20 protein-coding genes and 2 tRNA genes are annotated in these 23,323 nt (G+C 41.4%); 10 read left to right on the top strand and 12 right to left on the bottom strand.

Annotation, left to right across the window (positions count from 1 at the left end; genetic code table 11):
* Positions 1-5 precede the first annotated feature (5 nt).
* The 4 genes from AB0756_RS32155 to AB0756_RS32140 all read right to left on the bottom strand — a co-directional run bounded on the left by AB0756_RS32155 (position 6) and on the right by AB0756_RS32140 (position 3,680).
* A complete protein-coding gene (locus AB0756_RS32155; protein ID WP_038092605.1) occupies positions 6-833 on the bottom strand; it encodes an ABC transporter permease in 828 nt (275 codons plus the stop codon).
* Positions 834-1,443: 610 nt separating this feature from the next.
* Positions 1,444-2,013, bottom strand: coding sequence for a hypothetical protein (locus AB0756_RS32150; protein ID WP_038092608.1), 570 nt, complete (start codon positions 2,011-2,013; stop codon positions 1,444-1,446).
* Positions 2,014-2,166: 153 nt separating this feature from the next.
* The gene (locus AB0756_RS32145) at positions 2,167-2,988 is read right to left on the bottom strand and encodes a WecB/TagA/CpsF family glycosyltransferase (RefSeq protein ID WP_038092611.1); all 822 of its coding nucleotides are present in this window, start codon (positions 2,986-2,988) and stop codon (positions 2,167-2,169) included.
* Positions 2,989-3,413: 425 nt separating this feature from the next.
* On the bottom strand, positions 3,414-3,680 hold the full coding sequence (locus AB0756_RS32140) for a hypothetical protein (protein WP_050045867.1): 267 nt from the start codon (positions 3,678-3,680) through the stop codon (positions 3,414-3,416).
* 317 nt (positions 3,681-3,997) lie between these two features.
* Here AB0756_RS32140 and AB0756_RS32135 point away from each other — a divergent pair, with 317 nt between their 5' ends.
* Positions 3,998-4,288, top strand: a complete 291-nt coding sequence (locus AB0756_RS32135) for a hypothetical protein (RefSeq protein ID WP_050045866.1) — start codon at positions 3,998-4,000, stop codon at positions 4,286-4,288.
* Positions 4,289-4,734: 446 nt separating this feature from the next.
* On the opposite strand, the gene AB0756_RS32130 is transcribed toward AB0756_RS32135, so the two are convergent.
* The 3 genes from AB0756_RS32130 to murA form a co-directional block, all read right to left on the bottom strand.
* Positions 4,735-4,818, bottom strand: a tRNA-Leu gene (locus AB0756_RS32130).
* Positions 4,797-5,672, bottom strand: coding sequence for a M48 family metallopeptidase (locus tag AB0756_RS32125; protein WP_072040756.1), 876 nt, complete (start codon positions 5,670-5,672; stop codon positions 4,797-4,799). Before AB0756_RS32125 ends, AB0756_RS32130 begins: the two co-directional genes overlap by 22 nt.
* A 422-nt stretch (positions 5,673-6,094) precedes the next feature.
* On the bottom strand, positions 6,095-7,489 hold the full coding sequence (gene murA / locus AB0756_RS32120; RefSeq protein ID WP_038092616.1) for a UDP-N-acetylglucosamine 1-carboxyvinyltransferase: 1,395 nt from the start codon (positions 7,487-7,489) through the stop codon (positions 6,095-6,097).
* A gap of 191 nt (positions 7,490-7,680) precedes the next feature.
* Here murA and AB0756_RS32115 point away from each other — a divergent pair.
* A tRNA-Leu gene (locus AB0756_RS32115) sits at positions 7,681-7,762 on the top strand.
* A gap of 510 nt (positions 7,763-8,272) precedes the next feature.
* Positions 8,273-9,058, top strand: coding sequence for a TrmH family RNA methyltransferase (locus AB0756_RS32110; protein WP_038092619.1), 786 nt, complete (start codon positions 8,273-8,275; stop codon positions 9,056-9,058).
* A gap of 37 nt (positions 9,059-9,095) precedes the next feature.
* Here the strand turns inward: AB0756_RS32110 and AB0756_RS32105 are convergent, their stop codons facing one another.
* Together AB0756_RS32105 and AB0756_RS32100 are read right to left on the bottom strand one after the other, a co-directional pair.
* Complete coding sequence (locus tag AB0756_RS32105; protein WP_038092623.1) at positions 9,096-9,338, bottom strand: hypothetical protein; 243 nt, start codon at positions 9,336-9,338, stop codon at positions 9,096-9,098.
* Positions 9,339-9,502: 164 nt separating this feature from the next.
* Entirely contained in the window at positions 9,503-9,913 is a 411-nt protein-coding gene (locus AB0756_RS32100; RefSeq protein ID WP_038092626.1) for an acyl-CoA thioesterase, read from the bottom strand.
* Positions 9,914-10,361: 448 nt separating this feature from the next.
* Between AB0756_RS32100 and AB0756_RS32095 the strand changes: the two genes are divergently transcribed.
* The 7 genes from AB0756_RS32095 to AB0756_RS32065 all read left to right on the top strand — a co-directional run bounded on the left by AB0756_RS32095 (position 10,362) and on the right by AB0756_RS32065 (position 18,007).
* A complete protein-coding gene (locus tag AB0756_RS32095) occupies positions 10,362-10,499 on the top strand; it encodes a hypothetical protein (RefSeq protein ID WP_167844697.1) in 138 nt (45 codons plus the stop codon).
* Between the two features lie 15 nt (positions 10,500-10,514).
* Positions 10,515-10,844 (top strand): S-layer protein, encoded by a 330-nt coding sequence (locus AB0756_RS32090; protein ID WP_038092629.1) that lies wholly within the window; start codon positions 10,515-10,517, stop codon positions 10,842-10,844.
* Between the two features lie 339 nt (positions 10,845-11,183).
* A complete protein-coding gene (locus AB0756_RS32085) occupies positions 11,184-12,191 on the top strand; it encodes a hypothetical protein (RefSeq protein ID WP_038092632.1) in 1,008 nt (335 codons plus the stop codon).
* Between the two features lie 72 nt (positions 12,192-12,263).
* A complete protein-coding gene (locus AB0756_RS32080) occupies positions 12,264-14,231 on the top strand; it encodes an Hsp70 family protein (protein WP_038092636.1) in 1,968 nt (655 codons plus the stop codon).
* Between the two features lie 149 nt (positions 14,232-14,380).
* Positions 14,381-16,831, top strand: coding sequence for a phenylalanine--tRNA ligase subunit beta (gene pheT, locus AB0756_RS32075; protein WP_038092639.1), 2,451 nt, complete (start codon positions 14,381-14,383; stop codon positions 16,829-16,831).
* Between the two features lie 108 nt (positions 16,832-16,939).
* Positions 16,940-17,209 (top strand): YciI family protein, encoded by a 270-nt coding sequence (locus tag AB0756_RS32070; RefSeq protein ID WP_038092641.1) that lies wholly within the window; start codon positions 16,940-16,942, stop codon positions 17,207-17,209.
* A 396-nt stretch (positions 17,210-17,605) separates the two neighbouring features.
* Positions 17,606-18,007: a hypothetical protein gene (locus AB0756_RS32065; protein WP_038092645.1), complete on the top strand. Its 402-nt coding sequence runs from the start codon at positions 17,606-17,608 to the stop codon at positions 18,005-18,007.
* A 408-nt stretch (positions 18,008-18,415) separates the two neighbouring features.
* Here AB0756_RS32065 and AB0756_RS32060 read toward each other — a convergent pair whose 3' ends face one another.
* The 3 genes from AB0756_RS32060 to AB0756_RS32050 all read right to left on the bottom strand — a co-directional run bounded on the left by AB0756_RS32060 (position 18,416) and on the right by AB0756_RS32050 (position 22,596).
* Entirely contained in the window at positions 18,416-19,447 is a 1,032-nt protein-coding gene (locus AB0756_RS32060) for a WD40 repeat domain-containing protein (protein ID WP_082051715.1), read from the bottom strand.
* Positions 19,448-19,546: 99 nt separating this feature from the next.
* Positions 19,547-20,131, bottom strand: a complete 585-nt coding sequence (locus tag AB0756_RS32055; RefSeq protein WP_137986306.1) for a ferric reductase-like transmembrane domain-containing protein — start codon at positions 20,129-20,131, stop codon at positions 19,547-19,549.
* A 1,097-nt stretch (positions 20,132-21,228) separates the two neighbouring features.
* On the bottom strand, positions 21,229-22,596 hold the full coding sequence (locus AB0756_RS32050) for an IS4 family transposase (protein ID WP_038082873.1): 1,368 nt from the start codon (positions 22,594-22,596) through the stop codon (positions 21,229-21,231).
* Positions 22,597-23,323: the final 727 nt, after the last annotated feature.

Raw genomic sequence — 23,323 nt, 5'->3', positions numbered from 1 at the left:
CCTCGCTAAATTATATCAGCAAATTTACGTTCCGTTTTGCGGAAATACCAAATCCCGCTCACAAATACCGCAACAACTACCCCTAGAGACAGCACAAATCCCGGCACATAAATTCTTGATGTTCCTCCCAAAATCGCCCACCGAAAACCATCAATGACCCCAACCATCGGGTTCAAAGAATAGAGCAACCGCCATTCTTCCGGTACAACGTTGCTGCTAAATCCTACGGGAGAGATATACAGCCCAAACTGAACAATAAACGGCACAATAAAGCGAAAATCTCGGTACTCCACATTCAACGCTGCCAACCACAATCCTGCACCTACTGCTGCTGCAAATGCAATCAAAATAAATATTGGTAGAGTTAAAATACGCCACTCTGGAACAAAGTTGTACCATGCCATCAGCCCCAGTAGGATCATACCGGAAATCATAAAATCTACAAAACTAACAATCACTGCACTTGTCGGCACGATCAATCGAGGAAAGTAGACTTTAGAAACCAAGTTAGCGTTATTAATTAAGCTGTTGCTACACTCACTAAGCGCACCAGAGAAAAACTGCCAAGGCAACTGTGCTGAAAACACCAAAATTGGGTAAGGTGTGTCTCCCTCGGAGGGTAACTTCGCAACAACGCTAAACACAACTGTAAAGACAACCATCGTCAAAAATGGTCGAATCAAGGCCCAAGCAAGTCCGATCGCAGTCTGCTTGTAGCGGACTAAAATATCACGCCATGCCAGGAAGTAGAAAAGTTCCCGGTATGTCCACAAGTCTTTCCAATATTGTCTTTCGGTTCGACCCGCCTCAATAATGAGTTCTTTGCTGTTCATCTACTTATCCGTATGTTGCATCAATTAGACAACTTGCGATCGCTTACAGTGCATGTACTTAAGTCCCCCAAAAAAACACTGTCTTTATTATTCTTTTATTTTCTTCATTGCTCAATCTTAATATCAGGACATATCTGTATCTTTACTGAGGTTTTTATCCGATCTTTAAAAAAAAAGCTATTATTTAAACGAGAATTGTAATGTAAGTGTATCAAGTCTTCTTAAGAGCACTGCTCTATAGGCTTAAAACCGTAGAAGTACTTTATAAACTTTTTAAGACAAGTATTATCATGAGGAAAACAAATATCTAAGATGCCGCTATTTGATACTGTTGTATAGTGGAACAGTTTGACCAATACCCATCGACGAGAGCTGTGCGAGGGATAGTTCCTTTACAGTTCCTGCTCGCTCTTCTCTAATGTGAAGTGGATAATCAAATCGATTCGAGCCGCTTGCCCTGCTATCCTATATGCAAGCGACACCTAAAAGTCACGAATTATCGCAACAAGTGTATTAGCTGGTGCATCCTGATTGGGACGAAATACTCAACCAAGAATCTCTGTTTGACTTCCTTTGGAAGCTTCAAGCACTGTATAAGCATCTTCAGTCTTCATAGCAAAGATCTAGACTTTGCCGCCCACGTTACGAAGTTGTGGATTCTGACATTCACTATTAAGTTGACGTGCCCAAACATTCTGAGGATGGAGACTTGAGAGTTTTGCAATAACATCCTCAATGAAGAGGTCGCCCGTGCCAGCAGTTGTGTTAGTGTGCGATGAAAAATCACAATGGCGAATAGCAAGGGATTTCTTAGAGGAGTGGGATACTGTACTGCAGTGGCATAATTCTTTACACTTACATTTTTTATGAATAATCTTCCAGCACTCTGCACACCAACACCGTTTTTTCTGGCTTCAGTTTCCCCGTTAAGGTAGGAGTCAGCCACAATCACAAATCCATAAGAACTATGTACAGATATGACGGGAACATCATTAGTACTTTTTAGCGCCCTTATGCTAAGAGTATTCTTGTCATTCTTTCTTCCTGCAACGCGCTGTTGTTTCAGCAAGATATCTTCCAATGTTATGTGGTACTCATATTGTCCTATGCTAATTCCATAATGAAATCCAACGATAGAGACATTTTTAATGAGTGCAGGACCGGGAGCAAAGCGGTGCATGGAAATGCCTGCAATACCTTCAGTACTTGAAGAGTTAATTGTGACGTCCTCAATAGCTCCTGTCCTTTCAAGAGATTTTTCTAATGTTCGGGATATTCTCCTAAAAATTAGAGAGGGGCTTGAAGCCCCTAAGTCACCATCGTCACCAATCTACTAATCCACTATCTTCCACCCCAAATACCGTTCGCGGATATGTAATGGTGTACTGATAACAGAGGGTGATGCCAATAGTTGCTTAAAAGCCAGCCACACAAACGGTGGAATAGTTGTTGTATAACGATTCCAAAGGCGGTGGGGTTCTTGCAGCAATCGGTAGAGCCATTCAAAACCCAAATCTCTTACCATGCGAGGTGCTCTTTTATGAAGCCCTGCATAGACAGGGAAAACACCCCCTAAACCAATCATGACGGCTTTGATTCTATCTTTATGCTGAGCCATCCAATTCTCTTGCTTTGGACACCCCAAAGACACAAACACTATTCCTGCACCACTCGAGTTAATCTTGTCAACCAGTGCTTCGTCTTCAGCAGGAGTCATGGGACGGAAGGGCAAAGGTTCCATAGCTGCTATTTTCAGACTGGGAAATTCTGTCTCCAATCTGTTTCTCATACGAGAAAGAATCTCTGTCTGAGAGCCTACAAAGAAAACACTGACATTTTGCTTTTGAGCCAACTCGCACACAGCTAACAATATGTCCATCCCTGCAACACGGTCCTGATAACGCGCCCCTAAAAGCTTCATCATCCATACAAGAGGCATACCGTCAGGAGTCACTAAATCTGCGTTCTGCAATACAGTTCCAAAGTCTGGATTCCAATAAGCCTCCATCAGCATATGGACATTGGCAACACATACAGTTTTGCTTTCGCGAGCTTTAGCCCACTTAAGTATTGTCTGCATCTGATCGTTAAAGCGCAAGGCAGTAATAGGAAAATCTAACACTTTTTGAGTAGGCCGAAAAGCTCCTCCTACCATAAGTCACTCCTTGTGTCCAACAGAATATTAACAGGAACTCGACCCTTCGTAAGACTGAAGATAGCTAGTGATGTTATCGCAGTCTATCTTTAAGGCTTATATCTAGGTCAAAAGTTAACACATGGAGATGCAGCAGCTTGTTCAGTAAATCTCTAACTTCCCTGGTAGTAATTTGTTTATCTGAGCCTCTATAGCAATCTACTCTAAAAAGATGCCAAATTAGCATTTCTACGGACAACTTTACAATAAATTTATAATTGCTTTAAATTAATTTCATAAATTAGATAAAAAGGTAGAAAAGTAACAATCAAAATCAAAATTCTGAAAAAGAAAAATATTTAATTCTAACGCTTCAATTTTTAAGAAATAACTGTCAACTAGTATACTTTTTTCATAAAATAATCAATATATCTAGCCAAATTTTGTTAGTTCTGCATACAACTGCTGTTGTTTACCAAACGACAGATACATTTTGTTTTTGTCAAAAAAAAGGGGGGAAGATTAAGCTTTCTTCCCCCCTTTTTTTTATTCTTACTGTTATCTAGCTTGCTCTTAGGCGATCGCTCGCCTTCTTTGAGTTTTTTGCGAAGCATTTGCTGTTGCTTCTTCAGTTGTCGCTGCCTTGCAGACCCACCTCTACCTTTGTCATTCCTACCTTCTCGTCGTGGAGACTCCCACCTTTTCAATCGCATACCTATCACCTTGACTTCAAGAAATATGAAACAAAACTCAGAAAATAAACCTTGACTGCTACATATACATTTGTCTTTCGTTTTCAGTATCTATATAAATTATAATTCGCTGTCCTTCTACCGTCAAATTGCGCTCCCAAAAACATAAATAAGAATGAATATTAAAGTCGTGCATATTTTTACCATTTCTTATCCAAAGAGAGCCTTGCTGTAGACGAAAAGCATTACTTTTTTTCTAGAAAATATCCTGGATATAAATCTAGAAATAGACGTGAAAGATCCTTAAAATCACATCTTTTAAGTACATAAAAAGTGCGATGCACGGAGCATCTGCCACAGGCGATCGCAGTTTCTCTTCTTTACTTATAAAGTGTTTTGACAAAAGAAAACGCACATTGCTTCATCAAAAATTTACACTTACTATCAGTATTCGCTATGTGTTTCGGTTATCCGGACATATAGGTAGAAATCCAAAAGAAGAAGTTATAAAGATATCTAATGGAAATTTGGTTCAACAGAAAAGGGTTGGTTCAGTTTCTGGTGGAGTTCCCAGTCCAATTTTTCCTTCCGATACACTATTCTCATTTCCTATACATCAACTTGCTTGAAAAAGCAGAGGGCTGCTATGCTAAAGGAGACAAAAGATTGATTCGTCCTTGTGAGATAGTTTGCGATCGCTACTTGCAGCCATTTTTTGGTAAATGACCGTGCTTCCAAGGGCACAAGCATTGCGCCCTTGCAAAAGGTGTGGTTTATTCAGCTAAAATCGGCTGTAATTATGTATGTTAACTTTGCCATACATCGATTTGTATAAACTTTCAGGTAATTTTTTATCAAGAAATTAACCTAACGGCGCGAGATGGGAACTACCAACCCCATTCAAATCCGGGCATAACCCACCCCTACTACCTACAAAAACATAGATTCCACAGTATAAACCGTGCAGTCTTGTGTAAATAAGGGTGATTTTCATCAAAGATTTTAACCAAAATACAGCGGGTGAAGCTAAGCCTCCCTAATCCTTCTGAAAACTAATTTTTGTTTCCCGATCTAATGGGCAAGAGGAGAATCGAACTCCTATGACCGCAAGGTCGCCACATTTTGAGTGTGGTGCGTCTACCAGTTTCGCCACTCGCCCTTGGTAGCAACTTCACTATTATAACCTATTTTTTGATTTTGCAACAACTTTTGATATTCTTTGCTGCTTGCCCAGCGATCGATCTCTCTAGCTCTCAGTACGGGTACCGGATGAGTTAACTGAGATGTCCGGGTAGCTTTCACCATTTCACCCAACTCTGTCTTGCTAATCTCATCATAAGCACGAGCTTGGGCAATGAAAGCATCCAGGTTAAGCTGCGGTGCTAGAGTCGGCGAACCACCTGCAAGTTTCATCAACACCGACATCACGACCCTAGGATTTTGAGTTGCCAACAACGCGGCGCGATCGCAAGTAAACTCAGCACAGCGTATCCATTCCAAAAGCTGTGCTTGTATTGCCTGAGCCAAAAAAGATCCAACATTTGGCACCACTGCTGCTGCCAATATCAATATATTCACTGGAGTCAAGTAAACACTGTGGTCGCACTTGAGATGTCCCAACTCATGAGCAATCACCGCCTGAATTTCTTCGGGTTCGAGCATATCAATCAAAGAAGTATGCACCACAATAAACGGCTGTTTCCCCCGCATGGCAAAGGTGTAAGCGTTAGGCGCGGGATGCTGTCTCACATACAACTGAGGTGGCTCTATATCTAATATTTTGCAAGCGTCTAGCAACAACTGGTGTAAGTGAGGCAGTTGTTTTTCACCAACCAGAACACTTGATGCAATATTTTCTACATAAAACACCTGCTCCGCCAGAGGTCCCAAGATACTCCGTACTATCATATCGACACCAGGGATCTGCTTCAGTGCTTGAGTTGCCTCCAGATCGAGTGGATGGCGAAAGGAATCAGCTTTGAGACCAATCAATTGAGTTTTGGGGAGTAACATGGTGAAAGTGTTTTTGACCTTACCATTGTTAGTATAGCTTTTTATGAAGACAAGGGAGACAAGGGAGATAAGGGAGATAAGGGAGAGAGTTTAAGATGTATGAACGGAGCTGATATTCTCGCTCAACATATCAAACAAAGGAGTTTGCTATTCAACAACTTGAAACAACTTCTGATGAAACTCTTGAGGAAATTCTTGAATTACTTCAAATTCGATCTTTTGAAGATAAGGAAGACATTTTAGTCCGCATGGGAGGCGGAGCCTCCTACAAGTCATTCCCAGGCGGAGCCTGGGAACGAGATGGGAAGAAGCACTATGCAGGCTGTAATTAGTCCGCACGGGAGGCGGACTTCGGTTGTATAGGCGCGAATTCTATTCGCCAGGTATTTTTACAAAACAGGGATACTCTCTCTCAACCTGATTTAAACCGCCGCCGACTCTTGAGGATTAACAACCCTAGAGGTTTCTTCTGCATTCGTATCTGGAACCGCAGGTAAACGCTCTACTTTAGCACCCACTTGCTGTAATTTCATATCGAGCCTGTCATAACCCCGATCCAAGTAACGCAATCCTTGAACGACAGTTTTTCCTTGTGCGGCGAGTCCGGCGATGACTAACGCTGCTGATGCTCGCAAATCCGTACCGAGTACTGGTGCGCCTGAAAGCACGGGAACTCCTCGAACAAATGCTGTGTTCCCCTTAACGCGAATGTCAGCCCCCAAGCGATTTAACTCCGAAGCATGACGCAAACGATTCTCAAACACGGATTCATTAATTACACTATCCCCTTCAGCCAATGTTAGCAATGCCATAAAAGGTGCTTGCATATCTGTTGGGAAGCCGGGATGGGGTAGAGTTTCGATATCAGCCGCCCTCAAAGTCTCTGCTGGCAAAGTCCGCAAGCATTTAGGGGCTTCCTCAACAATCGTGACTCCGATCTCTTTAAGTTTGGCCATCACGGGAATGAGGTGCTCTGGAACGACTGGCGATAGAAGAAGTTCCGAACGGGTAATGGCTGCTGCTACTAAAAAAGTCCCTGCTTCAATGCGATCGGGAATAATATCATACTCCGTGGAATGCAGCTCGGGTACGCCAACAATGGTAATCGTACTGGTTCCCGCACCGTGTATTTTTGCTCCCATGGCAATACAGAAGTTTGCCAAATCGATCACTTCCGGTTCGCGTGCAGCATTTTCAATGATAGTTTCGCCATCTGCAAGAGTTGCAGCCATCATTAAAGTTTCTGTTGCACCCACACTAGGAATATCTAAATAGATCTTTGCTCCCCTCAATCGGTTGTTATTGCCAGGAACATAAGCATTACAAATACCATGCTCGATCTGAACTTCAGCCCCCATTGCTTGCAATCCTCGAACATGGAGATCCACAGGTCTTGCTCCAATGGCACACCCCCCTGGTAACGGAACTTGTGCTACTCCCAACCTTGCTAGAATTGGACCGATCGCAAAAAAACTTGCCCTTAATTGCGTCACCAGTTCGTAAGGAGCCTTAGATGTTGTAATCTCTCTGGCATCAATCTCTAAGATTTCTCCATCTTGCTTCAAGCCAACACCCAAAGCTGACAAAACTTGACCCATCCGTGCAACGTCCGTCAATAGCGGCACATTGCGAATATAACATTCTCCAGAGCATAATAAAGCCCCGGCCATTATGACTAGTGCCGAATTTTTTGCCCCACTAATTCTTACATGACCGTGCAAACGATGCCCGCCCCGTATTTGCAAGACTGAGGAGTCTGCTTCAGAAGATTTGGCATCTGGTAAGCCGCTTGAAGGAATAATAAGCCTACCCTCCATAAAGAACTATTTTATACGATATAAGTTGGTTTCGATTCTACACGATAGATTCTGATTGTCCACTATTATCTTGAAAATGGGGAGTGGGGATAGGGGGTAGCCGGTAGCAAAATTTAGATTTTCCTAGTTGACAATTGGAAATCATTGAGAGATAATGAAAACTTGTGAATAAAATAACACAAAAAATACACGCGGAACTGGCGGAATTGGCAGACGCGCTAGATTCAGGTTCTAGTGCCGCAAGGCTTCCGGGTTCAAGTCCCGGGTTCCGCATAAAAAATGATGAATGATGAATGATGAATTATGAATAGCAAGTTCAACATTCATCATTCATAACTCATAATTCATTCTATGTTAACTAGTTTACAAAACACTCTGGTAAAGCAAATTCGCAAACTTCACTCTTCTAAGGAGAGACAAAAAATGATGAATGATGAATGATGAATTATGAATAGCAAGTTCAACATTCATCATTCATAACTCATAATTCATTCTATGTTAACTAGTTTACAAAACACTCTGGTAAAGCAAATTCGCAAACTTCACTCTTCTAAGGAGAGACAAAAAATGATGAATGATGAATGATGAATTATGAATAGCAAGTTCAACATTCATCATTCATAACTCATAATTCATTCTATGTTAACTAGTTTACAAAACACTCTGGTAAAGCAAATTCGCAAACTTCACTCTTCTAAGGAGAGACAAAAAATGATGAATGATGAATGATGAATTATGAATAGCAAGTTCAACATTCATCATTCATAACTCATAATTCATTCTATGTTAACTAGTTTACAAAACACTCTGGTAAAGCAAATTCGCAAACTTCACTCTTCTAAGGAGAGGCACAAGCAAGATCTATTTTTAATAGAGGGAACGCATTTAGTAGAAGAAGCTGTAAGCGTGAATTATCCTCTAGAGGTGGTATGCTGTACTTCGGCATGGCAAGCAGCAAATTCTTCTCTATGGCAGCAAGTTTGCAATCTCAGCGAAAGAGCAGAAACTGTCAGCGAAGAAGTTTTAAAAGCGATCGCGACTACAGTACAACCCGATGGTATCGTGGCAACAGCAAAAAGAGGCGATCGCACTCTGAAAGTTCCGTTTACCGATATCGTGTTAGCATTAGAAACAATACAAGATCCCGGCAACTTAGGTACAATAATTCGTACTGCCGCTGCGGCTGGTGTATCGGGATTGTGGGTGAGTGAAGATAGTGTGGATTTAGATAATCCAAAAGTGTTACGTGCTTCTGCAGGACAGTGGTTTCGCTTGGCAACGGCAGTTAGCCCGGATCTCAGAACAACAGTACAGCAAAGCCAAGAAGAAGGAATGCAAGTTGTCGCAACCTTGCCAAACGCGTCTTTAACTTACTGGGAAGTAGACTGGTGCAAACCCAGTTTGATTTTGTTAGGAAACGAAGGTGCTGGTTTATCAACAGAATTGACTGCGATGGCAGATGTACAAGTCAAAATACCTTTACAACCCGGTGTAGAATCTTTAAACGTTGCGATCTGTGCTGCGTTAATGCTTTACGAAGCTCAAAGGCAAAGGAATTATAAATTATGAATTATGAATTATGAATTATGAAAATAATATTCATCATTCATAATTCATAATTTTTCTTTGCCATATATTGCTCGATGTCAGCAACTGCGTCTTCAAAAGCTTCTAAATCAATTGCTGATGCATCGTTGGCTTCCTGTGTTTCACCAATACAAGCATTGGGCAACTCTATGGTTTCTTCATTTTCAAGAGTGTCCTCATGCAGCATATCTTCTAACTGATTGAGAGATTTAAGAAACTCCTTAGCAGCAGCACGGCGCTGTTGTTGCTCGTTTTGATCCATATCTGTTTACAATCCCCTTTATCACTTACTCCTATACTGTTACAGCACCCGCACCTCCCTATAAAGTCAGATCTTTACAGGCTAAAGGTAGATCATACTCTTTCATAAGTCAAACCGCCACGCCTACGTGATGATTGGTCAGATTTTAACAACATTTTTTACAATTACATACTTATTTGTAAGAATTTTTCTTGCAAAAGATTTGGGATTGCTCGGGGACGCATTGTTTTAACATCCACCCATACCCACAACGCTTCAGCCGTGACCAATAAATCTTCTTGGCTTTGCTTGCGAATTTCGTACCTTCGATAAGCACGAGTCCCTCGCATTTCCTTGAGCCAAGTTGTCACCTCAAGGGTATCACCCGCGATCGCAGGACGGAGGTAGTCAATTTCTACTCGTCGCATAACAAACACGCCACCTAATTCTCGATAGACATCCAGAGTCAAACCTAAGTGTTCCGAATGTTCTACAGCGGCTTGTTCTAAGTAATTTTGGTAGACGGCATTATTAACGTGTCCCAGGGCATCCATTTCGTAGTGCCTGACCCGCAGTAATGTTTTAAATGGTTGCATGAGTGGAATGAACGGCAGAAAGCAGATGATATTGTAGCAGTATTAATCCGATAATTGCCTGTCACTTTTTGTTTATATTTTTAGCGCGAACAATAATCAGCATTAAGTTTTTTCTCAAGAAAGTGCGATCGTGCAAGTGTCAACTCTTACTTGTGAGAGAATAAAAATATATACAGAGAAGAAATATCTTTTCTGGAATCGTGTTTATTGAATTGGGAAAGTGAGTTTAAACACTCATATTTAGTGGAATTTCAAGACATAAATTGTACTCTAGCGATCTCCTGCATTCATTGTTGTGAGTTCGTTTGCTTAGATACCCAACTTCTTAAAGAAGTCGGGGAGCTTGCAGCTTCTCACAATTAATGCGGTCAAGTGCTAGTGAATCTTAATGGTTGAAATTCGGTTAGTGGCGTCTGGTAAGAGCTACTAAAAATCGGAGGGAATTGTTATGGCTACTCGTCAAAATTTAATAACTAATTTCTGGCATAAAGTACAGGAAGATTCTGTAGGTTGGGGTTCGTTAATGCTTTGGGTGGTTGGAATGGTTATGCTACTACTAACGATTGTTATGTTTTCTACGACTTAGTACTTTTTTACAGCAATGAATTTCTTTAAAGTTGTAGCAGCCAGTATACTAGTATTAAATACTACCTACTTCACTGCTCTTGTTAATGCTCAAGATTCGCCTGTGACTCCTCCTACCCACGGAAGTCAAGTTCCTGATGCTTGTGTCCGCAACCAAGCAGAAACTTTACCCATACCTTTTAGCGATGTATCACCCGACCATTGGGCGTTTAAAGCAGTGATGACAATGTATTACTGTGGAGCATTTCGTCAAGCGACTCCACCCTCATTGCGACAACAACCTCAATCCTCAGAAAAGGAGCAGTTACCCCAAAAAGATTCTCGCTTGCAAACAGAGCAGTCTTAAAGGGAAACTTGCACCAAAATTGTAAAGTATAGTGAAAAGAGCCTGGTTTTGAAAAAACTGGGTTTCTTTTTGTAAGTAAAAAAATATAAGCCGATCGCTAGAGCAAAAAAAACGAATTCACAGCTAGTATGTAAGCACTAATCAACCATACAACTGTGAAAAATAATGTTAAAATGAATTAAGAAACAAGAATTTTTAGTTCCCAAGGAGCTGCTTGGGAATGCACGCGGAGAGCCTCAGCCTTGCCTATTCAGTAGAGTACAGGACGCAGTAACCCATCTGAAGTCATTGCCAGCCAGAGGTTGGAAACAAGAGTGAAGGGATGCCCCAATATTTATCATGAAAACACTTGTATCTTCTTATCAAGAAGAAAAACAAAAACTGAAAACTCAACTAGAGAATATAGAGACATCCGAGCAAGCTGTTCAGCTAGTACAAAACGAGATTAACAGACTTGCAGACTTTAATAGTGAATACATCAACGGGTTGACGCCACAGCAAGCACGTCTTGCAACAGTCATGCTAAAAATGCTCGAGCGATACACAAGTATTTTGATATTGGTTGAAATGCAAAGCCCCAGTCAAGATACTCCTGTAATGAGCGCCGATAATATGCGATCGCAAAACCAGGAAGGCTTAACCAAGTTTGGCTTGAGTACTCTATTGCCATTGCACAACATTGCTCATTTAGAGAAATACTTGGGCGATCGCAAGCAAGCCATCTCGCAACAAATCCAACACAATCGCGAAGTCATTAGCAGCTTACTCGCCGGAGGTGTAGCGGGAACTTTGGCGGGAGGTTATTGGTGGGGATTAATAGGAGCAGTTACGGGAGGAATTATAGGAAAGATAGTTCGGGAAATCAAGTTACCTGAAAATTCAGATAATATATCACAGGTAGAATTGCAGAAAGAAGCAAAAATAAGTATCAACATTGATAAGTTACTAGACCACCTCTATCAAGCTTTTCAGTCAATAGATTTAACTGTTGCTGCTTATGGAGTCAGAGAAGAAAAAGCATCCAAACTAGGGTTGGAAAATAATTTAGATTTATTAGAGTACTTACAAGACTTAATGGCAGACGCCTTAGATAAACAAACTCAACTTCCAACTGCTGTACGCCGACGCATTGAACAAGCAGCAACAATTTTAAGACACTATGGAATTGAGGCTCGAGTTTATCAACCCTTGCAGGAAGAGAACTTAGAGATGGAACCTTTATCAATGTTTTACTTTGAGCCCAGTCTCGATCCACAAGTCACAGATTATATTACTCTAAAACACGCCTTTATTAAAGATAATCAAGTCCTTTTACCGGGATCTGTTATTGAACCTGTTAGTAGTTAGTTGTTAGTCGGTAGTAGAAGACAACTAACAACTAACCAACAACAACTAACAATTAAAAAATAATAATTTACAATGCACGACTATCAAGAAATTAAAATTATCGGGTTTGATTTAGGACACGGGGAAACAGCACTAACTTGGGTTAGAGCCGATAATTCAGAGTCAGAACCGCAAAGCTTACTCATCAATAATAGAAAAAGCCAAATTACTGCTATCGCCCATCATCCTAATAAAGGGGTGATTATCGGTGAAATGGCGTGTCAAATGTCTGATGCTACTCTCTTTGAAATAGCTTTTAAAACTAGAAAATTTAATGTTATAGAATATAAAAAAAGTCTTCAAGAGTTTGTCAAAGCTATTTACAAACATCTCATTGATACAAAACAAATTCAATTAGATGATATCAATCACTTTTTTATAGGTTGTCCGTCAGGATGGTGGCAAGAAGAAATTGAAACATACAAGAAACTTCTTTCGGAAGAGGGATTGCAAAATATCACAGTCGTGAAAGAGTCACGAGCGGCTTTAATGCACGCCAAAGAAAGTGGCATATTCACTATCAATGAATTGCAAAAGTCAGTATTAATTGTTGATATTGGTTCTTCTACAACAGATTACACTCTTGTGAAAGGAATGTCTGATACTCCCATAGATTTCGGACACGATTTAGGTGCATCTCTGATAGATAAAGAAATTCTCAAGACAAGCCTTAAATGTCACAAGCAATACAGGGAAGGACATGAAGAAATTTTACGACTGGGAGAAGTCCTCAGAGATGAAGAAATTTTACAACTAGAAGAGATTTCACAACTTGAAAGCATGCTCGAGCAAAGCCCATTATACAAAAATCGCTGCGAACTCCGATGCCGAAAAGCGAAAGAAGAATATTTTAATTATGAGGATTCTTATGACAAGAATTTAGTGAATGTCGGGATTGAAGATATTCAAAGAAAATTTAGATTTTTGCCTGTAGTGAATGGCAAAACGATGCAAGCTATCCTCCATGAACCTTTGCCAGCGCTTGGGAATAAAAGTTGGTATGATGCTTTTCACGACCAATTGCAAGAAGTCAAACAAAAATTGGAGCAAATAGGAATTCAACCGAGTTCGATTCTCCTCACAGGGAGTGCTTCTAAAATGGGCTTTATTGTAAAAATATCTCAGGAAGTCTTTCCAAATTTATCTTGCAAGCGAGATGGAGAAGCAGAACTTTCTATTGCCAGAGGATTATCGCGTTGGGGACGAGTTTATGTTCGTACAGAAGGGTTTTTGGAAGAGATCGGTCAATTTCTTGACCGAGAATTGACAGGTATTGTCGGAAATCGCATACCTGCTTTTCTAGAAAAGTTAGCAGAAGACTTAGCAGATGGTTTGGTAGACCAAGTTATTGCTCCTAGTGTAAAATTATGGCGCGATCGCAAAATTTTAACCCTCTCTGCTCTTGAATCAGAAATACAGCAAAAAGCCAAAACTTGGTTAACAGGAAGTGAAGCCAATGACAAAATGGCTGCTAGTTTAGTTCGGTGGCTGTTAGATGTTCAAAACGAGGTGAGAGAAAAAACAGATTCCATTTGTCTCAAGTATGGTTTACCCATTGGGACACTTGGAAATAAAAGCATTGATTTGGGCGATCGCGCTGAAAAAGTCCCGACTTCCATCTCATTTAATGATTTTACAGGGCTTTCGGTCTTTGTCGGTCACCTTGTCGGTATTATCGTCGGAGTTATTTTAGCTGGCTTATTTCATATCCTGTTTTTTACGGGAATTATTGCACCGATTGTTGGAGTCTTAGCTTACTTTGTGGGTGAATCTCTCATTAAAGATACAGACATACCCGCTTGGATACGTAAATTCGTTTCAGACACTAGAATTGATGAACTCGCACGTCAGAAGAAACCGGAGTTACAGCAACAAATTCAACAAACTTTCATACAAGATCCAACAATTTCTGTCAAACTTGGTAAATCCATTGGCGAATGGCTCAAGGAAAGCGTTCAAGAACAAGCCGATAAAGCAAGGTTGTTAATTGCTAATGGCTAATGGTTAATGGCTAATGGTTAATGGCTGATGAAAAACAACAATTAGCAATTAGCAATTAGCAGTTAGCTATTAGCTATTAGCTATTAGCCAAGATTTAGTTTTAGAATAGACTGTGCGTTTATAAACTCATCGAACAGCCCAACACATTCATGCGTATCTCACTTAAATGGTTACAGGAACTCGTCGAATTAAAACTTAGCCCGGAAGAGTTAGCAGAAACACTGACATTAGCTGGGTTTGAAGTAGAAGATATTGAAGATCGCCGAACTTGGGCAAATGGTGTTGTTGTGGGGAGAGTCTTGGAACGTCAACCCCATCCTAACGCTGATAAATTGAGTGTTTGCCAAGTCGATATAGGTAAGGGTGAAAATCTCAATATTGTTTGTGGCGCATCTAACGTCCGAGCAGATATTTACGTACCAGTAGCGACTGTAGGAACTTACCTACCTAACATCGACTTAAAAATTAAACCTGCAAAATTACGCGGTGTCCCATCTGAAGGTATGATTTGTTCTTTGAAGGAACTGGGTTTGCCTAACGATGTGGATGGAATTCACATTTTTGCTCAAGATAACTTACCCTTGGGTAGCGATGTGCGTCCGCTATTAGGTTTAGATGATGTCATTTTAGATGTGACTGCTACTGCTAACCGTGCTGACGCTTTATGTATGGTAGGGATAGCCCGTGAAGTTGCAGCCCTAACTAATGCAAAGCTATCGCTCAGCGAACCTGGTGAAACATCAAGTTCGGAAGGTAAGTTTAATTTATCTCTCCAAATAGCAGATACGCAAGCTTGTCCCGCGTATATCGGGACGAGCGTTGAAAATGTTAAAATTGCAACATCACCTGATTGGTTGCAACAGCGATTGCGTTCTGCTGGAGTACGACCCATAAATAATGTTGTAGATATTACTAACTATGTAATGTTAGAATGGGGACAACCTTTGCACGCTTTTGACCGAGAACGTCTCTTGAGTGTTGCAGGTACGCCGACGCGCCCCGGTACTTCTTTAGAAATTGGCGTCCGTTTTGCCAATGCTGGTGAAACTATTAAAACTCTGGATGGGCAAACTCGCACTCTATCAACTCAAAACTTATTGATTACTGCAGGAGATCGACCTGTTGCGATCGCGGGAGTTATGGGTGGAGAAGACACTGAAGTCCATGATGAAACTCAAAACCTGGTATTGGAAGCTGCACTGTTTGATTCCGTGGCAATTCGCCGTTCTTCTCGCAGCGTGGGTTTGAGAAGTGAGTCTTCCACTAGGTACGAGCGGGGCGTCAACCGCGCTGAATTGGAGATGGCGACACGTCGCGCTTTGTCACTTTTGAGCGAACTGGCTGAAGGTACGATCGCACATCAAGAAATTTCTGACTCCCGCCCCGATCCTTCCACTTGGGTGCGATCGATAGAATTGCGTTTGGACAGAGTAAATCAGGTTCTCGGTCCTACCGATTTGGGGGAAGATACAGGAGAACTACAAAGCCAAGATGTTGAACGTACACTAACAGCACTTGGGTGCAAATTAACTCCTATTGATGAAAATCGGTGGATGGTTTCCGTTCCTCCCTATCGTTACCGTGACCTAGAACGAGAAATTGATTTAATAGAAGAAGTTGCCCGTCTCTACGGATATGATAAGTTCTGCGACACTTTACCAGAAACCGCAGAAGCAGGTTACTTGCCTGTTGATTGGGAACAAACGCGCAAGTTGCGAGCGTCGCTTCGAGCCGCAGGATTGACCGAACTGATGCATTACTCCTTAGTAAAACCTGGGGAAGACAGACAGATTGTTCTGAGCAATCCTTTGTTTGCAGAATATTCGGCGTTGCGAACTGACCTCATAGCTGGATTGATTGATGCATTTCAGTACAATATAGAGCAGGGAAACGGTTCGCTCAATGGCTATGAATTTGGACGGATTTTTTGGCAAGACGAAGATGGGCTGAGGGAAGCAGAGGCGGTTGCTGGTATTCTTGGAGGTGATACAACTTCAAGCAAGTGGGTAACAAGCGGTCGCGAAGAGCCAATGACTTGGTATGAAGCCAAAGGAATTTTAGAAGGTGTATTTCAGCATATGGGGTTGAACGTAGAGTATCAACCCGATCGCAAAGATTCCCGCTTGCACCCAGGGCGAACTGCTTCTTTATGGCTTCGGGGTAATAGATTGGGTGTCTTTGGACAGCTACATCCTCAAGTCCGGAAAGAAAAAGGTTTACCGGATTCTGTCTACGTGTTCCAGTTAGACTTAGGCGTGCTGTTGACTTCTTTAGACGCTGATGAAATTCTCGTACCGCCCTTTAAACCCTACTCCACTTACCCAGCTTCTGACCGAGATATCGCCTTCTTTGCACCCGTGAAGGTATCCGTTGCTGAAATTGAAAAAGCAATTACCAAAGCGGGTAAAGAGTTGTTAGATGGTGTGGAACTCTTTGACGAGTATCGTGGCGAACACGTCCCCGAAGGACAGCGGAGTTTGGCATTCCGCTTGCTCTATAGGGCGAGCGATCGCACTTTGACCGATGCTGAAGTGCAATCCGTTCATAACAAAGTACGCGAAGCTTTGGTTGAAAAATTTGGGGTGACCTTAAGAAGTTAATTGGAATTATTGACCGCAGATGAACACAGATGGACGCTGATATGATGGTTATTATCTGCTTGCATCTGCGTGCATTTGCGGTTGTTAATAATTCTCAAAAAAATAACCATGCCTAAATATGTGATGTGGGGAAGTTACTGCGAAGATGTTCTAGAAAAACGTGCGCCTTACCGCGAAGCACATTTAGAGGGACTCGCAAAGCAAAAAGAATCTGGTGTATTGATTACTATCGGACCTACCAAAGATGTCACCAAAGTTTTTGGTATTTACGAAGCTGAAGACGAAGCCACAGTGCGTCAGTTAGTTGAAGCCGATCCCTATTGGCAAAACGGTATTTGGACTGAGTATACAGTTAAAGAGTGGATTCAAGCTTTCTAAGTGAATAGCAGTGAATTGTTAGTAGCGACTCTTAACAGCTAACTACTAACAATTCACTGCTAAGAATGTGACGATCGCTAAAATGGCATACAACATATGGAATAATTGCAGAAATAATAGTAAGTCAAAAGATATAGTAATTTTAAATAGTTTATAAAAAAACAATTAAGTAGTTTAGAATGCGGTTTACCCTTCAAAAGCCTTATCTGGCAAGCAATACCCACGCTGCGTGTATTTTACAAATCAAAGAAAATTGCTACACATTGGTGCCTTGATGAATGAAAATTACGGCGATCGTGAAAGATTTTTCATGTAAAAACCGTTGATTTTTGTATAGACTGGAGAAGGGGAAAATGAAACTCAAATAATATCGTTCAACGTTTGAGGAGTAAGTCTATGAATTGGATTTTGAAACGTACAGTGCTATCAAGCCTGATGGCAACTGGTTTAATTGGCGCAAGTTTTCTGCCATATCAATCTGCTCTAGCTGACAGAAAAGTGGGACGCGATGCAGCTGTTGGCGCTGGTGTTGGTGCTGTTTCCGGAGCTATTAGAGGTCGTGGTTCCGTAATTAATAATGCTGTTAAGTGTGGTGCTGCTGGTGCTGCTGTTAACGGTGCTAACGGTTTGAGGAGGTCTCCTAAAAACCGCAGTTTGGCTCAAGACGTCGCAGTCGGTGCAGCATCTGGTGTAGCCGTTGGTGCTATCACTCGTCCCGGTAAAGATACCCTTGGAGATGCAGTTGATTGTGGAGCTGCAGGTGCAGTGATTCACATCATCAACAGACGGAAGAAGTAGACAAAGGCTGTGAGTAGCTCTCTCGCGCCAAACTCAAAAACGCTCCCATTCCTTAAAGAAATGGGAGCGCTAACAAAAAATCAATAATCTCAATCTATATTAAAAGCGACCGGGGTCGTTATCAACTGCTTTTGACTTCTCCCCATCCTTTATTGACGGGGATTCATGTGTAAAATTGCACAGACCGAAGGGAGCATCCCAATGAGGAAAAAACGCTGACGATTGGAAATCGCGGCTATACAAACAAAGAGGGCGCTACACAGGCTTCAATCAAGTCCGCTTGCGCTGACTCGGTTCGTATAGCCCCAGAATTCTGTTCTAAGAGCAATGTGCATTCATTGGGATGCTTTCCCGATCGAGAGGGACTTTGTATGACTAACAAGCTATAAAACTGCAACCTATGCCTTTTTAAAGGTTTTCAGACAAGTTCCAAATCTTAATTGTTTCATCTGCACTACCACTTGCAAGAATACGATCGCTTTCTGGATTGAAAGCCACACTCCAAACTGCTTTATCGTGTCCTGATAGAGTTTTTAACAATTGACCGTTTTGTACATTCCAGAGCTTAATTGTCCTGTCATAACCACCACTAGCAATAGATTTTCCATTGGGGCTAAAAGCAACTGACCAAACTGCTCCGTTATGTCCGCTAAGAGTATTTAACAATTGTCCGTTATCCATATTCCATAGTTTAATTTTTCCTTCATAGTCGCTACTAGCAAGAATTTTTTCATCAGGACTAAAACTCAAAGATGAAATTGCTTTTTCATGTGCGGCTAAGGGAAGTTTTAACTGACCATTAACAAGATTCCAAATAAAAATTTTTCCGTCTTCAGTACCACTGGCGACAAGTTGCCTTTGTGTATCAATCGCAACTGTTTGTACTGGGTATTTGTGTTTTAACGTGCGAATTAATTTACCAGTTTTCAAATCCCATAATTTAACTGTTCTATCCCAACTACCGGATGCTAAGGTTTTCATATCCGAGCTAATAGCAACCGAATCAATATTGTCTGAATGTCCAGTCAATGTACGAATTAATTTGCCGTTTTCGAGATTCCACAATTTAATTCGGTTATCCCAACTACCACTGGCGAGAATACGTCCGTTGGAACCGATCGCAAGAGATTTTACCGCGTCACCATGACCGTCACTTGTATGACCTTGGATGCTATAAAGTAATTTGCCAGCTTGTTGATTCCAAACCTTAATAGTACCGTCATAACTACCAGAAGCTAAAGTTTTGCCATCTGGACTCATTGCGATCGCATAAACCCAATACGAATGCCCTTTAAGAGTCTTATAATCTTGAGAAGCTGGTACGCACATTTCCAGCTTTGATTGAGAAAGCGATTTAGACCAACTAAATCCCAAAACACCTATGATAGCTGTAATTGCAAGTGCAACTGACACTTTCTTAGGAATTAATTTTGGTAGCATACAAAAGTTCTCCCATATTTAAAGTAAAAAATTTGTAACATCCATTTATATATTGCTTGCACTCTTATTTTTGTTACCAAAAAATTAACCGCTCGCGAGTCACCGATGGTTGGTCACTTTACTTTTACTTGCTGGTAACATAGGAACTGCGTTTTTTTTCTGTTGTTTTTGTTTTCCACAGAAGTATTGAATCCAGTAATGCTTGTAGAGAAATAAAACTGTGACTCCCGATATTGCTATCAGTTCAATAGGCGTTAAATACGTCCAATGATATGACATTTTGTCCCAAATATGCCAAATAATTAGAAACATGGCAAAATAGGTAAGTTGATGTAATATCTTCCAATTTTTCTTAAGCTTCTTAATACTCCAATCGTTTGAGGTAATTGTTAATAAGGCAAAAATTATGAAAGTGGATATCCCCTGTAAATAAATCCAAAATGTTTTTAAATCGAACAGATCGATATTTCTTTGTTTGATTAATGGCAAACCATGAAACACAGTAAAAACGAAAGCTAAAATGCCAATCGAGCGCCGATGCTTAAGAAGCACTTGAGGAATTCCAGTCTCCTTTGTCTGAGGAAACACGATTCTCAGAATTGTGGGAAGTAGTGTGAGAATATAGCAAGTTAATGCCAAGAAACCTAAAATATTAGCCTGTAAAGGCATATCCATTGTTAACATGGTAAATCTCCCAATCATTTCATTGACGAAGACAGCCCCGATAAATCATGGAAAAACCCTTACCAACCCTCTCTCCCAATTAAAGAGCTACGGTGGTGTACAGATCTCTAGAAAAGAGATAAAACATCGTGAAAAGGGAGAATTGGAATGAAGTTCCCCCTTTTTTAAGCTATCCATTACCCGCATCTTTCTTAACAATCGCAAAACTCGGATGAAGAAAGGGTTTGAGGAGAAATACGGACTCTAGGGGTTGACAAAAATCAAATGATGTAGAGTAGGGGAGATGGAAGTGGTGGTCTGATGGCGGATGTGGATAGCCATGCTTGTTAAAGATCACTCGAGTGGCGAGGGAAAAATTTGTGGAAGGAATTGCGACAGAGAACCTTTCAGGGGCAGTGGATAAGCAAAGGAAAAGTCTACAATGGTGAAAATGTAAGGAGAATAAGTTCTAAAAATATTCGACAACAAATACTTGAGTAAAAAGAAGTTAGTGAGGTGCGAAAGTCATTTTTAGATGGGGTTTGCAGCAGGTTGTATGAGTACGGCAATCATCGCCAGAACACTACTGTTTCAAAAACGATAAAACAGGTATCAGATTCAATCTGTTGCAGAGCGGCGCGAGGGGGCTAAGCCGCCCCCTCAGGACTCCCCGGCGTGCCAGTTTCAAATGACCATACAAAAACTACTACTGATGCCTCAAAGGGTACAAATGGTCATCTTCAACTGGCTGAATCAAAAATCATGAATTCTGCGAGATTGGCAAAACTTGTGGAATTTTGTTGTTGATAGCACTTCAGGTGTTAGCCTGAAGTGCTGAAAGAAGCTAGTAGATGCAGCATCGCTTTGCTCTGTTCATTGGAGAATACTTGCTCGTGACCAACATAGAGTGAGCGAATGTTCAAGGGTTTAAGACCCAAATGGCACGCAAGGGAAAAGCACACCGCAGATGGAAGAATCAGAAAAATGGGATGAAGTTTGAAGTCCGTTAACAGTTGCCACCCGGATTTTTGGCATTTCTTCAACTGTATTGATAGCAGGGATAAACAGAAGATAGATGCCCTCTGTTCTCTGCCTGCTACCGTCAAAAATCTTAATTGTTAAGTAGCACAATGGTTTTTCAGTAATTTCCAGGTAGCAGCAATATCATGTAATCTTTTTAAACCACGCCAAATTGTCTTTAAACCCGGTTCTCCGTCACGAGTTCGTCCTAAAAAACCTCCCAGTTTAGCAATCATTCTCACAGCTTCATTAAGAGAGGGTGGTGTTTGTGGAGGATGAGGATTTTGCGAAATAGTCACACATAATGATTGCCATTCATGGGTTTCTAAAACTGTATCGCACGGAGTCTGTGGGTGCATTCGCGCTTCATAAGTTAACCAGAGTAAACGCCATGCCACAATTGAATAAGTTGCTAGTGCCATGTGGATGCGACGCCCAGTTTCTAACTGTAATTTTTCGATTCCACAGCCACTCTTTAATGCATAGTGGTAGCGTTCAATTAACCATCGATACGTATACCAACGCACACACCGGGCCGCATCTTCTAAACTCTTAATCTCAAGACTCGTTAATAATAACCAACTAATGGGACTAACGCCTTCTGGAGGATTCTCTTCTCTGGCTAAAATCACTTGTAACTTCACAGGATTTAGCTGCTTTCTTCTGATATGATTCGATGGCACTGCTATGTCCAATGTGGCAAATCGAATAGTGAGATGGGCGATTCTCCAATGCTGTTGTGGTGAGCGGTTCACCTCCACCTTCAGCTCCCCACGTGCAGGTGTTGCATTGATGGCTTCATGTAAATACTTGGCATTGTGGTCTACTTTTCGGTTGTGAGTTCCACGAATCAATAAATGAAAATTTTGGGCTCGTTCTTGATTGAATAAATCAAATATGTCTGCCTCTGAATCCGCTACCGTCACCACAATTTTCTCTGGGGGAATTAACTGATGTATAGCTTGTTCTGTATCTAACCAACGTTGACTTTCTTTTTCTGCTGTTTCTCTTTGATGCCGTTTTTTAGATATGCCTAAATTTTCCAGTTCTCTAGTCCACACATGTTGATGAATAATTCCTAATGGCACTCCATCTATTGAAGCCACCAAACTGGAGTGGACTTTTAATCCAAAACTTGTTGCACAGTCCAGATATCCCAAACCTGTCGTTTGAGGATGGTGTGTTAAATCGATATTCGTTGTATCTTGAATTGCCAGTAGGATTTGATGTGATTCTATTCTTTTAATTGTACTCGTTTGATGCGCTTGCCGAATATCATCTGGCTGGAAATAGGGCGACTTCCAAAAATCATACGCGGCTGTTGTTGCTGCTATATCTCCACACGCTTGTGGTACACTTTCTCCGGGTTGAGAAGCTAAATCTTCCACCATTTTTCTCAATCGTTTTTCCCGTCTTCTATCTCCCAAATCCAGACTCTCGAGTTCCTTTTCTGCCCACTGATACATTGACACTTACCTCTTGTTTTCAAGCACTCGCCAATATCCTCTTTCTACATGGTGATCTAACAGACACCGGGCGTCGAGACAAACCAAAGCGCAGAGTCTCGCCCCCAAGCGGTTTATACCGCCAATTTCTCTTGCGTTGACAACGCTTGTTGAGGTTCGATCCTCATCTGTGATCTCACAGCCTCAGACTGTCCCCTAGTCTCCGCATCTGTTGCTTCATTCACCGTTACTGCTGAGCGTCTGAATGATTTTTTCCATCATAATTATACTATCTGCACAGATCTTCAACTCCCATTGGACACCCTCTGTGTCACAATCGCTGTTGAAACTGTTGCGCCAGTCTTGGGCTAGCTCGAAGTGCAGTCTTTTCAATTTCTTGACGACATTCAAGCTCAGTGCTCAAAATCTGGCAGAATTCATGATTTTTGATTCAGCCAGTTGAAGATGACCATTTGTACCCTTTGAGGCATCAGTAGTAGTTTTTGTATGGTCATTTGAAACTGGCACGCCGGGGAGTCCTGAGGGGGCGGCTTAGCCCCCTCGCGCCGCTCTGCAACAGATTGAATCTGATACCTGTTTTATCGTTTTTGAAACAGTAGTGTTCTGGCGATGATTGCCGTACTCATACAACCTGCTGCAAACCCCATCTAAAAATGACTTTCGCACCTCACTAACTTCTTTTTACTCAAGTATTTGTTGTCGAATATTTTTAGAACTTATTCTCCTT

The sequence above is a fragment of the Tolypothrix campylonemoides VB511288_2 genome, from assembly GCF_045999855.1.
Lineage (GTDB): Bacteria > Cyanobacteriota > Cyanobacteriia > Cyanobacteriales > Nostocaceae > Scytonema > Scytonema bouteillei_A.
Note: the sequence above shows the minus strand (reverse complement) of the source record. Positions and strands in the feature narration are given on the sequence as shown.

Coding starts and splice junctions, on each gene's coding strand:
- AB0756_RS32155 (WP_038092605.1), bottom strand. CDS start 833: ATGAACAGCAAAGAACTCATTATTGAGGCGGGTCGAACCGAAAGACAA.
- AB0756_RS32150 (WP_038092608.1), bottom strand. CDS start 2,013: ATGCACCGCTTTGCTCCCGGTCCTGCACTCATTAAAAATGTCTCTATC.
- AB0756_RS32145 (WP_038092611.1), bottom strand. CDS start 2,988: ATGGTAGGAGGAGCTTTTCGGCCTACTCAAAAAGTGTTAGATTTTCCT.
- AB0756_RS32140 (WP_050045867.1), bottom strand. CDS start 3,680: ATGCGATTGAAAAGGTGGGAGTCTCCACGACGAGAAGGTAGGAATGAC.
- AB0756_RS32135 (WP_050045866.1), top strand. CDS start 3,998: ATGCACGGAGCATCTGCCACAGGCGATCGCAGTTTCTCTTCTTTACTT.
- AB0756_RS32125 (WP_072040756.1), bottom strand. CDS start 5,672: ATGTTACTCCCCAAAACTCAATTGATTGGTCTCAAAGCTGATTCCTTT.
- murA (WP_038092616.1), bottom strand. CDS start 7,489: ATGGAGGGTAGGCTTATTATTCCTTCAAGCGGCTTACCAGATGCCAAA.
- AB0756_RS32110 (WP_038092619.1), top strand. CDS start 8,273: ATGTTAACTAGTTTACAAAACACTCTGGTAAAGCAAATTCGCAAACTT.
- AB0756_RS32105 (WP_038092623.1), bottom strand. CDS start 9,338: ATGGATCAAAACGAGCAACAACAGCGCCGTGCTGCTGCTAAGGAGTTT.
- AB0756_RS32100 (WP_038092626.1), bottom strand. CDS start 9,913: ATGCAACCATTTAAAACATTACTGCGGGTCAGGCACTACGAAATGGAT.
- AB0756_RS32095 (WP_167844697.1), top strand. CDS start 10,362: ATGGCTACTCGTCAAAATTTAATAACTAATTTCTGGCATAAAGTACAG.
- AB0756_RS32090 (WP_038092629.1), top strand. CDS start 10,515: ATGAATTTCTTTAAAGTTGTAGCAGCCAGTATACTAGTATTAAATACT.
- AB0756_RS32085 (WP_038092632.1), top strand. CDS start 11,184: ATGAAAACACTTGTATCTTCTTATCAAGAAGAAAAACAAAAACTGAAA.
- AB0756_RS32080 (WP_038092636.1), top strand. CDS start 12,264: ATGCACGACTATCAAGAAATTAAAATTATCGGGTTTGATTTAGGACAC.
- pheT (WP_038092639.1), top strand. CDS start 14,381: ATGCGTATCTCACTTAAATGGTTACAGGAACTCGTCGAATTAAAACTT.
- AB0756_RS32070 (WP_038092641.1), top strand. CDS start 16,940: ATGCCTAAATATGTGATGTGGGGAAGTTACTGCGAAGATGTTCTAGAA.
- AB0756_RS32065 (WP_038092645.1), top strand. CDS start 17,606: ATGAATTGGATTTTGAAACGTACAGTGCTATCAAGCCTGATGGCAACT.
- AB0756_RS32060 (WP_082051715.1), bottom strand. CDS start 19,447: ATGCTACCAAAATTAATTCCTAAGAAAGTGTCAGTTGCACTTGCAATT.
- AB0756_RS32055 (WP_137986306.1), bottom strand. CDS start 20,131: ATGTTAACAATGGATATGCCTTTACAGGCTAATATTTTAGGTTTCTTG.
- AB0756_RS32050 (WP_038082873.1), bottom strand. CDS start 22,596: ATGTATCAGTGGGCAGAAAAGGAACTCGAGAGTCTGGATTTGGGAGAT.